This is a genomic window from Arthrobacter sp. 10N43 (assembly GCF_056394525.1).
In genome coordinates, this window is record NZ_JBFTIA010000018.1 from 17,236 (window position 1) to 30,031 (window position 12,796).

Here is a 12,796-nt window from a genome sequence, read left to right on the forward strand (position 1 = left end):
CGAACCGAAGGATCTGCTTCCATAGCGCCACTCTATCGGCCCCGCTACCGCGGGGTCCGCCGCGGCCGCACCCTCGCGCCGGAATGCGATTGTGCGGAGCGGCCAAAGCTTGGATGATTCATCCAATGATCGGTCGACTGCGCCTTGTTAGGCTTCGAATCCTTGATCAGGTATCCCGGGGCACGGCGATGTGCCGCGGGAATGCACGAAGGGACTCCCCATGACTTCGACGCCCGGCCCGCAACCCGGTTCCGCCGACCGGGACGCCGCCCAAGAACCCCGGGACATGCCCGCCGGACCGTTGTCCGGACTGTTCGTGGCCGATTTCTCCCGCGTCCTGGCCGGCCCGCTGGCCACCATGACCCTGGCCGATCTGGGCGCCCGCGTGGTCAAGGTGGAACGCCCCGGCACCGGCGATGACACCCGCACCTGGGGACCGCCGTTCTCGGCTACCGGGGCCACCTACTTTGAGAGCGCGAACCGGAACAAGGAATCGGTCTGCCTGGACCTCACCGACCCCGGCGATTTGCAGCTGGCCAGGGAGCTGGCCCTGCGTGCCGATGTCCTGGTGGAAAACTTCAAGCCCGGCGGCATGGCGAAACTGGGCCTGGGCTACGCGGAACTCTCCGCCGCCAACCCCGGCCTGATCTATGCCTCGATCACCGGGTTTGGCAGTGCCGGCGGAGCCAACCTGATGGGTTATGACTTCATCGTCCAGGCCCTGGGCGGGCTGATGAGCATTACTGGCGAGGAAGACGGCAGTCCCACCAAGGCAGGCGTCGCCCTGGTCGACGTCCTGACAGCCAAGGACACCGCCATTGGCGTCCTTGCCGCCCTGGCGGCCCGGAACGTCTCGGGCCGCGGGGCCCATCTGGAGCTCAACTTGCTCTCCAGCCTGCAGGGTGCGCTGGCCAACCAGGGCCAGGCCTTCCTGGGCGCGGGTAAGGTGCCGCACCGCATGGGCAGTGCCCATCCCTCGATCGTGCCGTACCAGTTGCTCGAGTGTGCGGATGCGCCGCTGGCAGTGGCCTGCGGCAACGACGGACAGTTCGCCAAGCTGACCCAGGTTCTGGGCATTGCCGGGCTGGCCCGTGACCCGCGCTTTGCCACCAACAACGCGCGAGTGGAACACCGCACGGAGTTGGTGCCGCTGCTGGAGGATGCGCTGTCCACGTCCTCTGCCCTCATCTGGCAGGACAAGCTCATCGACGCCGGCGTCCCGGCCGGCCATGTGGCCGGCATCGATGAGGGTCTTGACTATGCCGAGTCGCTGGGACTTGAACCGACCATCGAGGTCCGCAACGCCGCGGGCCAGCCCGTCGGGCGGCAGATCCGCCATCCAATTACCTGGACACCGGCGTTCCCGGCACCCGTGGCGGCCCCGCCGTCGCTGGGCGAACATGGCGACGGCATCCGCGCGTGGCTGGCCGCCGCCGGGAGTGCGGACTCCGCGCGTGGCTGGGCGGCGGCGGGAGTGCCGGCGTTGACCGGTGCGGCGCTACACCCAGCGCAGGGCCAGCCATAGGTTAGCGGCCACATCGGGATCATCCGGATCCGCCTGCAGCAGTTCGGCGGCGATTCCCATCCGGTGGCGCAGCGAGTTTCGGTGGATCCCCAATTCACGGGCAGCGCCCTCCCACTGGCCTCGGTGCCTCAAGTAGGCGCGCACGGTGCCGATCAGGTCCGCGCGCTGGTAGCTGCGCAGTGCCGCCACCCAACCTTGGGCACGCGGGTCCAGTGCCCCGGCGGGGACCTCGAGAACCTGCCCGGTCTCCAGTGCACGCACCATGGCAGCCAGTTGACCCGCCTCATCGTGGACACGTTCCAGCGGCATCGGCCGGCTCAGCGCCGCAGTGACCGTGCTGGTGCCGGCGGCGACGTCGTTCGGGTGCGCCGGGGCGGCGCCTGCGGCGGTGCCGGAAGTGCGGGCGTCGTGCTCCGCGTCCAGCAGGTAATAGCTCAGGCCGCCAGCCTCATGGCGCAGGCGGCAGGATCGCAGGGCACCGGCGGCCTGCGGCCAACCGGCCCAGCCCGTTCCGGCGCGCAGCCGAGACTCCAGCTCCCCGAAGGCCGCCGCCGAATCTGCCCCGGCATCTGTTTCGCCGCGCACCACAAGGACCCGCACCGGCCCGGTGGGCGCGATGATGCCCAGGTCCGGGGCCAGGGCCCGGCCGGCGTCAACATGTCCGGTCAGGAAGAGCTTGGTCACGGCCGAGCCTAGCGCGGCGGCGGTGGCGGCGCTCTCCTGCTGCTGGGCGGCCTTGAGCGAGAGCAGGACGCACACGGTCATGATGATCTGCCGGTCGGCCCGAGTCAGTTTTCGCCCGGCACCGATGGCCAGGAAGCCGGCCGTCCGCCGCCCCACCAGGACCGGATACTCCACGACGTCGGTGCCGTGAATCTGGAAGGTGGAGGCCGAATGCGTCACCGCCATGTCCAGCCGCGACGCCTCAAGGCGCAGCTGCCCCACAATCGTGTGGTTGTCCTCCGGCCAGAGCGTTTCCGCCCCGTTGTCTGCCGGGAGGTAGGCGACCCAGCCGCCCAGTGCCTGGGCCAGCGCCTTGACCACGGATGGGAGCGCATCCGGCTGCGTCGCCGCACGGGCCAGCGCTGTCTGCGTGCCGAGACTGGCGCTCAGGTCAGCCTGGCCCTCCCTGCCCACGAGGTCCCAGTAGGCGCGGGACACGTTCATGAACGGCGTGCCGTCGGGCACCACCAGCAGCTCCAGCCCCTCCGAGGCACAGGCGGCAATCAGCGCGGGCGGCACCTCATCCACACCGGCGCCCAGGCCAAGTCCCAAGGCTGCGATGTTGCGCTCCACCAGACGCCGGACATAGGCCGCCACCTTGGCGTCTCCGCGCGAAACGGGGATGCCCGTGGTGAGAAGGAGCTCACCGCCCTCCAAATAGGGAGTGGGATCGTCGAGCTCGGAGATGTGCACGCCCGAGATCTGCCGGCGGGCCACGGGACCCCCGGCCACCGTGCTGAGATCGCTGCCGAGTTGGCTGTGCAGCTGGGCCAGACTGATCACGCGGCCGCCCTTTCCGGGTAGACATGAATCCTTTGGATATTCTAACCAAATAAGGCTCGAACGAGGACAAACCATCCAATGTCAGCCGGGAGCTGGCCCATTACCTTATCTACATGACGCGATCCACAGACAGCCTCCCCCAGTCCCGCCACGTTGCCACTGCCATTCCCGGCCCCGCTTCCATAGCGCTGCAGCGAGAGCGCGAAGCGCATGTCAGCTCAGGCTTCGGCGTGACCCTGCCCGTCTTCATCAACCGGGCCTCCGGCGGAATCCTGGAAGACGTGGACGGCAACCGCATCATCGACTTCGCGTCCGGCATCGCCGTGACCAGCGTGGGCGCCGTGAACGCCCACGTCCAGGCGCAGGTGGCCGCTCAGATGGCCAGGTTCACCCACACCTGCTTCATGGTGACCGAATACGATTCCTTCACGCAGGTGGCCGCATGGCTGAACGCCCACGTCCCGGGAGACTTCCTGAAGCGCACGGCGCTCTTCTCCACCGGTGCCGAGGCCGTGGAAAACGCCGTCAAGATTGCCCGCGCCGCCACAGGCCGGGAGCGGGTTTTGGTCTTCGACGACGCCTACCACGGCCGCTCGCTCCTCACGATGGCCATGACCGCCAAGGTGAATCCGTACAAGAAGAATTTCGGCCCGTTCCCGGGCGAGGTCTTCCGTGCTCCCACGGCCACCCGGCTGTGGGCCCAAACCGGCGGGGACGGTGCGGCCGCCACCGCGCTGGCTGGCGTTGAGTCGCTGCTGCTCGAGAACGATCCCCGGACGTTCGCGGCCATGGTCATTGAGCCCATCCAGGGTGAGGGCGGGTTCCTGGTTCCAGCGCCCGGCTTCCTGGCCGGGCTGCGGGAGCTGGCCACCAAATACGGCATTGTGCTGGTGATGGACGAGATCCAGACCGGCATGGGCCGCACCGGCAAGCTGTTTGCGAGCGAGCACGACGGCGTCGCCGGCGACCTCACCCTGACCGCCAAGGCCCTGGCTGGCGGCCTGCCCCTGAGCGCCGTCACCGGGCGGACCGAGCTCATGAACGCTCCGCACGCCGGAGGCCTGGGCGGGACCTACGCCGGAAACCCGGTGGCCTGCGCCGCTGCGCTGGGAGTCTTCGAGGCCTTCGAGGACGGCACGCTCCTGGCCAACGCCCGGGCCATCGAGGCAACCGCCCGCGAGGTGCTGCAGCCCCTCGTGGACAGCACGGCCATCATTGCTGAATTCCGCGGCCGCGGCGCCATGCTGGCCGTCGAATTCGCGGACAAGGACACCCTGGAGCCGCGCGCCGATCTTGCCGCCCAGGTGGCGGCCGCCTGCCACCGGCAGGGAGTCCTGGTCCTTGTCTGCGGCACATACGGCAACGTGATCCGGCTGCTGCCGCCCCTGGTCATTGGCCCGGAGCTGATCCGCGACGGCCTGGACGTGCTGCGCAGTGCCATCCTGACTGCAAATGACGCCCAGACAAACACCGCCAGCGCCGCGGCACTGTCCGCCGCCTAAGTCCCACCCTGATAACTCTTGGAGACCACCATGAACGAATCCTCTGACCTGCTGAACCCGTCTGACCTGCTGAACATCGATTCCCTCTTCAGCCCCGAAGAACTGGCCATGCGGGACAAGGTGCGGTCCTTCGTGGACAGCACCATCCGGCCCAATATCGCCGCCTGGTACGAGCAGGCCATCTTCCCGGTGAAAATCATCAAGGAGATGGCCGGGCTGGGCCTGCTTGGCATGCACTTGAAGGGTTACGGCTGTCCCGGCCGTTCCGCCGTCGAATACGGCATCGCCGCCATGGAACTGGAGGCAGGCGACTCGGGCCTGCGCACCTTCGTCAGCGTGCAGGGCTCGCTCGCGATGAGCGCCATCTACAAGCACGGCTCCGAAGAGCAAAAGAACCAGTGGCTGCCGCAGATGGCCGCCGGCGACGTCGTTGGCTGCTTCGGCCTGACCGAGCCCACCGCCGGCTCCGACCCGGGCAGCATGAAAACCTTCGCCCGCCGCGACGGAGACGGCTGGGTCATCAACGGCTCCAAGCGCTGGATCGGTCTGGCCTCGATCGCCCAGATCGCGATTATCTGGGCCATGACCGACGACGGCGTACGGGGCTTCATCGTGCCCACCGACACCGCCGGGTTCAAAGCCACCCCGATTGAGCCCAAACTCTCCATGCGGGCCTCCATCCAGTGCGACATTGAACTGAGCGAGGTCCGCCTTCCATCCACCGCGCTGCTGCCCAATGCCAAGGGACTCCGCGGCCCGTTCGAGTGCCTCAATGAAGCCCGGTACGGCATTATCTGGGGGGCCATGGGGGCCGCGCGTGACAGCTACGAGACGGCGGTCAGCTACTCGCAGGAGCGCCTGCAGTTCGACAAGCCGCTGGCGGGATACCAGCTGACCCAGGAGAAGCTGGTCAACATGGCCCTGGAGATCAACAAGGGCATGCTCCTGGCTCTGCAGATCGGCCGGCTCAAGGAAGCGGGCCAGCTCAAGCCACACCACATTTCCGTGGGGAAGCTCAACAACTGCCGCGAGGCCATCCAGATCTGCCGCGACGCCCGCGCCATGCTGGGCGGCAACGGCATCACCCTCGACTACTCGCCGCTGCGGCACGCGAACAACCTGGAATCGGTGCGCACCTATGAGGGCACCGACGAGGTCCACACACTGATCCTCGGCAACCACATCACGGGCATCCCGGCCTTCCGCTGAGGCGCGGCGAGCAAAGGAATACAGCAATGACCACAGCAGTCGAACTGCAGCATTACATCTCGGGCACCTGGTTTCAGGGCGACGGCGGCATCATCACCTCCGTCAACCCCGCCCGCCCGGCCGAAACGGTGGCGCAGGGCCTGCAGGCCGGACCGGCCGACGTCGACCGCGCCATGGCAAGCGCCGTAGCGGCGAAGCATGGCTGGGCCCGCACCCCTGCCCACGAACGCGGCGCGGTGCTGCTGCGCACGGCGGCGATCCTCGAAGCTAACTCGCAGGCCTGGGGCCTGGAACTGGCCCGCGAGGAGGGAAAGACCCTGGCCGAGGGCCAGGGCGAGGTCCTGCGCGCCGCGCAGATCTTCCGCTACTACGGCAACGACGGCGACCGCGAGGCCGGCGCGGTCTACTCCTCCCCGCGGCGGGGCGAAAAGATATTCGTCACGCGCAAGCCCCTGGGAGTAGTGGGCGTCGTGACGCCCTTCAACTTCCCCATCGCCATCCCGGCCTGGAAGATCGCCCCCGCACTGACGTACGGCAACACGGTGGTCTGGAAGCCGGCCAGCACGGTACCCCTGCTGGCCATGCGGCTGACCCAGGCGCTGGAACAGGCAGGGCTGCCCGCCGGCGTCCTGAACCTGGTCATTGGCCCCGGCGCCATCGGGACCGCGTTGGTGGAGCATCCCGCGCTGGACGGGCTGTCCTTCACCGGCTCCACCGGCGTGGGCCGCACCCTGGCCGCCGCGGCGGCAGCCCGGGGTGTTCCGATCCAGGCGGAGATGGGTGGAAAGAACGCCGCCATCGTCCTGGCCGACGCCGACCTTGAACTAGCCGCCGAACAGGTCATGCTGGGCGCATTCCGCTCCGCAGGGCAGAAGTGCACGGCGACGTCGCGGCTGATCGTAGCGGACGCCGTCGCCGATGAATTCCTCGCCGGGCTGGCCGCCAGGGCCCGGGCCCTGCTGGTGGGCGACCCCGCAGATCCGTCCACCCAGATGGGACCCGTCGTCAGCGCCGACGCCCGCACGTCCATCCAGCGCGGCATCGCCACCGCGTTGGACCAGGGCGCCGGGCTGCTGACGGGAGGCCTCCCCTATGAGGACGCGGCGCGGGCCGACGGCCACTTCATTGCCCCCACGATCCTGGAGCTCACGGGGGCAAGCCACGCTGATGTCTGGCGCGATGAGCTCTTTGGCCCCGTGCTCAGCGTCCGCCGGGCAGCCTCAACCCAGGAAGCCTTTGACCTGGCGAATGACAGCGACTTCGGGCTCTCCGCAGCACTGTTCACGCAGGACGTCACCCTGGCACTGGAGGGAATGGAAGAGCTGGACGTTGGCATCCTGCACGTGAACTCCGAATCCGCCGGCGCCGACCCGCATGTGCCCTTCGGCGGGGCCAAGAAGAGCGGCTACGGACCCAAGGAACAGGGCCAGAGCGCCAAGGAGTTCTACACGCACACCACCACCGTCTACCTCCGCGGCGGCCAGGTCGCCAGCCACCGCGGAGCCAGCGCCTAGGACCCGGAGAAACCGTGCAACCCACTACCTCCATCACGCGTGTCCTCGTTGTCGGCGCCGGCGCCATGGGGTCCCAGATTGCCCTGACAGCCGCCCTGGCCGGATACACCACCACCGTGCAGGACGTGTCACCGGGCCAACTGGACGCCGCCGCGGCCCAACTGCGCGAACGCACCCACAAAATGGTGAAATCCGGAAAACTGGCCGCGGAACGGGCCGAGCGCGCCCATGACCGGCTGGAATTCAGCACTGACCTGGACGCGGTGGCGCCCTCTGCAGACTTTGTCATTGAGGCCGCTACCGAACGGCTGGAAACCAAGAAGGCCATCTTTGCCCGGCTGGGCCAGCTCGCCCCGCCGCATGCCATCCTGGCCACCAATTCCTCCACGATCGGCTCCTCCGCCGTGGCCGGGGCCAGCGGCCGGCCCGGGCAGGTGTGCAACATGCACTTCTTCAACCCCGTGCTGGTCATGGAATGCGTGGAAGTGGTCAGGCACGCCGGAACGTCCCAGCAAACCGTGGACACTACCGTGGAACTGGCCCGGCGCCTTGGCAAGACACCGGTGCTGATCAACCGGGAGGTTCCGGGCTTCGTTGCCAACCGGCTGATGGGCGCCGTGCAAAAGGAGGCACTCGCGCTGCTGGCCGGCGGCGTGGCCAGCATGGAAGACATCGACGCCACGGCAAAGACCGCACTGCGGCACCCGATGGGACCATTCGAGCTGATGGACCTGGTGGGACTGGATGTTGTGGACTACATCGCCCAGGCCACCTATGCGGCGACTGGCGATCCGGCCGACGCCCCGGACGAGTCCGTTGCAACCCTCGTCAGGGCCGGAAAGCTGGGCCGCAAGTCGGGCGCCGGGTGGTACAACTACTCCTGTTGAACCGGCTCCGCCGTCCTCAGCGCCGACCCAAGCAACGCGGGGTCAGCGCAGGACGATGTCCACGGGGTTCGCCTCGGACCGCCAGGTGCCCTCGGTCCCCGCACGCGGGGCAATCACCGGTGCGGTCAGGACGCCGGAGCGGTTGGTCCGCTTGTCCCGGAGGATCTCGGTCACGGACCCCAGGTGCCGGGAAAGGTCGATCACGTTCTCCGGCGCGGCCAGCAGGAGCTGGAAGCCGAACTCGTGCAGCGCCTTGATGCCGGCGCCGGCGAATTCCTCCGAGGCGAGCACGAAGGCCTCGTCCATCATGACGGTGCCGTAGGTGGTGAAGCCCTGTTCGGCGATGCCCAGCTGGTAGCTCAGCGCCGCCGCCATGATGAACGCGGTGAAACGCTGCCGCTCACCGCCGGACATGGAGCCGGTGTCCGCGTGCATGAAGACCTCGGTCTTCCTGGCGCCCTTCGCGGCCCCTTTGGCGCCGGTACCCTTGGCGCCAATACCCTGCACTTCGCGGTGCTCCTTGCACTGGATGAACAGGTGGCCGCGGACATCCAGCACCTCGGCACGCCAGCGCCGGTCCTCGGGGGTCTGTGAGCCGAGCCGCTTCACGAGCGTTTCGAGCGACTTGTAGCGGGTGGTGAGCTCGGCGTCGTCGTCCGACTGGGCACCCGGCGCCGCCGCGGCGGACGCTGCTGTGACCGTCTTCCCGGGCCGGGTGTGCCGGACCTTGAGCGCGTTCTGGATGGCGTCCTTGAACTGCTTGGCCGTCGCGGGCAGCGTCTGTTTGATGTCCAGTTCCAGGAAGCTGCCCTCGTGGAAATTGACCTCGGACAGGATGCCGTTCAGCGGCAGGATGCGGCTCGTGATGGCGCGGCGTTCCTCGTCCAGCAGGTGCAGCAGGGTGGAAAAGGACTCGTGGGTCCGCTGGTTGAAGAACTGCCGGAACTCGGCCTCCTGCGCCGGCAGCCCATCGCTGACAATCGCGTGGTAGCGGGATTCGAACTCCCCTGCGGCGCCGATCGAGGTGCCGTGGTCCGCGGAAATCGCCGTGCCCCACTCGCGGACGAAGCCCTCGAAAATACGGGTGAGGCGCTCCGAAGTGGCCTGCCCGCGGGACTCGGCACCGTGCAGTTCGGCGAGGAGCCGGGTGCGGACCTGGTTGGCGAGGTTGTCGAGCTCGTGCATCTCCAGGATGTCGCCGAAGCCGGTGAAGTACGGTTCCAGCGCGGCGATGCTGGCGTCCGACGGCGGCGCCTGCGCGAACCTGTTGCGGGCGGCATCGAGCAGCTGATCGGCGGCGGTCATGCGCGCGTCGAGGGCCTTGTACTCGCTCTGCAGCACGGCCGCCGTTTCGGTGCTGGACTGGTGCTTATGCCGCGCGCCCTCGATGCTGGCGCGCAGCGGTTCGAGGTCGGCCTGCGCGGCGAGGGCGTCCTTGAGCCGCTGCTCGATCCTGGCGAGTTCCTCTGCGGCCACGGCGGCCGAGACCTGCTCCCAGGGCCGGTGGTCGTCGGCCACACGGCGCAGGGCCTCGAGCTGCCGGGTCATGCCCTGGTGCGACTCTTCGCGGCTTCGCGCCAGTTCGGCGGCTTTGGCCAGTTCCTGTTGCAGGTCCTCGACCTGGGCCGCCACGAGCTCCAGCTTGGCGGCGTTGTCGAAGCCGAGGACGTAGTCCTGCCGGGAGGTGAAACGGTCGTCCTTTTCCACCGTGTGGGGGTTTCGCTTGACCACGCCGCCCAGGCTCAGGCCCTTATCCAGGCCGGCGAGCTCGTCCGCGTCCTCCACGCAGGGATAGGCGAAGTCGACGGCAATGCGTTCGCGGAGCCAGGCGCTGGCCTCCGCCACCGCCCGGGCGTGAGCGCCGTCGGCCAGGCCGGCGTCGGTGAGGAAACTGAGCTTGGTCAGCAGGTCGCCGTCGGCCACGTCCTCGACTGCCAGCGCGCCGCCGGGCAGGGGGCGTGAGACGTCTACTGCGCGCAGGGCCCCGCGCACGGAGTGGTCATTGAGGTACCGGGTGACCGCGGCGAAGTGCTCGCCAGGCACCAGCAGCGTGGTGGCCAGGCTCCGCAGCGCGCGCTCGGCGGCCGGCCGCCACTGCTCCTGGCCCTCGGCGAGGTCGATCAGTTCGCCGCCGAAGGGCATGTGTTCTTCCGGCACCCCGGTGGCCGCCGCGATGGCTCCGCGGTTTTCAATGCTCGACGGCGGCAGCAGCGACTTGCGCGTATTCAGCGAGACGAGCTCCTGCTGGGCTGCGGCGAGCTCGCGCTTCCTGGTCGCGTGGCCGTCGAAGGCCTCGAACCGCAGTTCCTTGAGCGCCTCGGAGTCGTTCTGGAGCTCGGCAGAGCGGGCCGCGGCGTGGGCGTGCGCCTGTTCCCAGCCTGCGGCCGACCACTGCAGGTCCAGCCCTGCGTCGGTCAGGGCCTTGCGGGTCGATTCCTCCACGTCCTGCCGGAGCTTGAGGCCCACCCGGGCGTTCTCCAGGGACTGCTCGATCGCGGAAATCGCGTTGCCGCCCTGGTTGTTGTACTCCCCCTCAAGCTGACGGAGCTCCTTGGCGAAGCCGTCGCGGACAGCGCGTTCGGCGGCGAGGTCGCTGGCCTTCGCCTGGGCGAGCTCCTTGAGCCGGGCCAGGGTCTTCTCATGGACAGAAACGGCAAGCTGCTGCTTGTAGGCCTCGAATTCCTCTCCCGAAAGGTCCCGCAGCCGGTTCGCGTCCAGCAGCGCCTGCGCGTACTCCTTGTTCAGCCCGGGAACGGGAGCCAGCTGGTCGCGCTGCTGCCGGACGTCCTCGAGGCGCTGCCGGATGGACATGAGGTTGCTGAATTCCTCGACGACGTCGTCCGCTGCGGCCAGCGTGGCCGGGGCGTCAAGGACCTGGTCGCGGAAGAACGTGTTGACGCTGCCGCCGAGTCCCTTGCCGGCCTGGATGACGCGCAGCAGCGGCAGGGCCTGGTCCGAGTTGATCCCCAGGAGGCGGCGGAAGCGTTCGGCGAACGCCTTGTGGACGTCGAAGATCTGGGCGTCCGGGAAGACCGCGTCGAGCGCGGACTTGGTGAACCGCTTGTCCGCGATGCCCTCGATCGCCGCGAGATCCAGCGGCTTGTTGTCGATCACGTAGTACCGGCCGACGCTGGATTCCGTGCCGTTCTTGGGCAGATCGAACAGCGCCGAGACCGTGACCTTAGTACCGGCGGCGTTATCGAACGTCAGGGCGACAGCGGACCAGGTGGCTCCGGGCCGCTGGAACGCACTCGCCGAGCCCTCGCCAACTGCCTTGTCGCCCACTTTGCCGCGCATGTACGTGAACGTGGTGCGCTTGTCCTCGACAGCGCCTCCGGCCCGCTGGGCAGCCGCTTCGTTGGAGCGCGGGCGGGCGTCGAAGACCCGAAGCATGGCATCGAACAGCGTGGACTTGCCGACGCCCGAATTGCCGGTCAGCAGTGTGCCGTTGCGGTCCACGTGCATCGAGTGGGCGCCATGGAACGTGCCCCAGTTGACCACCTGGACGAGGGCGAGGCGCATCTGGCCCGGGTTGGTGAGCTCGCCCATCGGCAGCATGGTTGCGATGCTCACTTGGCTTCTCCGTTCGTGTCCGTGGTTGCGTCAGTTGTGGTTGCGGGGGACGCCGACGGCGATGCCGCCCCCGCCCTGGTGTGGTCGGGTGACGCCGACGGCGATGCCGCCCCCGCCCCTTCGCCGGACAGCAATCGTCCTGCGGACGATGCTGCCGGCTCCGACAGGCCCGATGCCACTCCCGGGGCGGCATCGCCGTCGTCGTCTTGGTCGTCATCGTCACCGGTGGCGACATCGGCGTCGTCGTCGCTGGTCGGCTCACTGTCTGCGTCGTCTTCGGCTTCGCCAGTGGCTACGGTGTCGGCGTCGAGCTCCAGCAGCGGTTCTGTTCCTGACTGGTCTGTGCTGGCTGCGACGAGGGCTTCGATTTGGGCCGGGATGTCGCCGATATTTTCGAACGGGAGCGCCAGCGGGAGGGCGTTGGAGATCGTGTAGACCTCGTCCAGGCCTGTGGTGAGGAGGAGCTGGCGGGCCAGGAGCTTGGTAATGGCGCGATTGACGACGTCGGCGTCGCGCAGGGCGTCCTGCTGGCCGGTGGGCTGGTAGTGGGCGACGAGTTCGGCGATTTCCTCGCGCGTGATGGTGGGGTCGGTCTGGGCGGTGACGTGGCGGTCCAGGAGGAGGCGCAGTCGGAGCAGGACAATGGTCTCGACCCTGCTCAGGGCTCGCTGCTGCCGCAGGATGCTGGACCGGGTGCTGCCGCCGATCGCCTCGGGGTCCACGGGGCGCAGGACTGCCACCTTGCGTTCGTGGTCCAGCTGCAGGGTGAGGAACAGTTCGGAGAGGCGGCTGCGCAGGATCAGCTGGTTGTCCAGGAGCGTGGTCCACAGTTTTTCGTCGCGGCCGCCGTCGATGTACGGGCCTTTAAGAAGCTTCACGAGCGCCTGCCGGACCTTCATCGGAAGCACGCCGGTATCGCCCGGGAAGAGGGCGGCGCCGTCGACGAACGTGTCCCGGGGAGTGACGGTGAAGGGGTCGCTCCGGACGTGGTCGCCCTCGTTCTCGGCCGGCGCAGCATTCTCGGCGGCAGTCTCGGTCACGGTCTCGGTCTCGGTCTCTGTCGCGGTCTCTTCAGTCATG

7 protein-coding genes and 1 pseudogene are annotated in these 12,796 nt (G+C 68.3%); 5 read left to right on the top strand and 3 right to left on the bottom strand.

Translation table 11 applies throughout. From position 1 onward, the window contains the following. The first annotated feature begins 286 nt into the window (after positions 1 to 286). Entirely contained in the window at positions 287 to 1,525 is a 1,239-nt protein-coding gene (locus AC1DDO_RS21075) for a CaiB/BaiF CoA transferase family protein (protein WP_476867513.1), read from the top strand. Here AC1DDO_RS21075 and AC1DDO_RS21080 read toward each other — a convergent pair. Further along, complete coding sequence (locus AC1DDO_RS21080; RefSeq protein WP_476867501.1) at positions 1,499 to 3,031, bottom strand: PucR family transcriptional regulator; 1,533 nt, start codon at positions 3,029 to 3,031, stop codon at positions 1,499 to 1,501. The two genes, AC1DDO_RS21075 and AC1DDO_RS21080, sit on opposite strands and share 27 nt — an antisense overlap. A gap of 113 nt (positions 3,032 to 3,144) precedes the next feature. Between AC1DDO_RS21080 and AC1DDO_RS21085 the strand changes: the two genes are divergently transcribed. The 4 genes from AC1DDO_RS21085 to AC1DDO_RS21100 are packed head-to-tail and all read left to right on the top strand — an operon-like array spanning position 3,145 to position 8,143. Further along, positions 3,145 to 4,533 carry an aminotransferase class III-fold pyridoxal phosphate-dependent enzyme gene (locus tag AC1DDO_RS21085; protein WP_476867500.1) on the top strand — a complete coding sequence of 463 codons (1,389 nt, stop codon included), beginning with the start codon at positions 3,145 to 3,147 and terminating at the stop codon, positions 4,531 to 4,533. A 30-nt stretch (positions 4,534 to 4,563) separates the two neighbouring features. Further along, complete coding sequence (locus AC1DDO_RS21090; RefSeq protein ID WP_476867499.1) at positions 4,564 to 5,742, top strand: acyl-CoA dehydrogenase family protein; 1,179 nt, start codon at positions 4,564 to 4,566, stop codon at positions 5,740 to 5,742. A gap of 26 nt (positions 5,743 to 5,768) precedes the next feature. Next, entirely contained in the window at positions 5,769 to 7,256 is a 1,488-nt protein-coding gene (locus AC1DDO_RS21095) for an aldehyde dehydrogenase family protein (protein ID WP_476867498.1), read from the top strand. Positions 7,257 to 7,270: 14 nt separating this feature from the next. After that, positions 7,271 to 8,143, top strand: coding sequence for a 3-hydroxyacyl-CoA dehydrogenase family protein (locus AC1DDO_RS21100; RefSeq protein ID WP_476867497.1), 873 nt, complete (start codon positions 7,271 to 7,273; stop codon positions 8,141 to 8,143). Positions 8,144 to 8,185: 42 nt separating this feature from the next. Here AC1DDO_RS21100 and AC1DDO_RS21105 read toward each other — a convergent pair whose 3' ends face one another. Together AC1DDO_RS21105 and AC1DDO_RS21110 are read right to left on the bottom strand one after the other, a co-directional pair. Then, the gene (locus AC1DDO_RS21105) at positions 8,186 to 11,716 is read right to left on the bottom strand and encodes an ATP-binding protein (RefSeq protein ID WP_476972710.1); all 3,531 of its coding nucleotides are present in this window, start codon (positions 11,714 to 11,716) and stop codon (positions 8,186 to 8,188) included. A gap of 236 nt (positions 11,717 to 11,952) precedes the next feature. Further along, a pseudogene (locus tag AC1DDO_RS21110) lies at positions 11,953 to 12,795 on the bottom strand (DUF4194 domain-containing protein); the annotation flags it as partial. Position 12,796 lies beyond the last annotated feature (1 nt).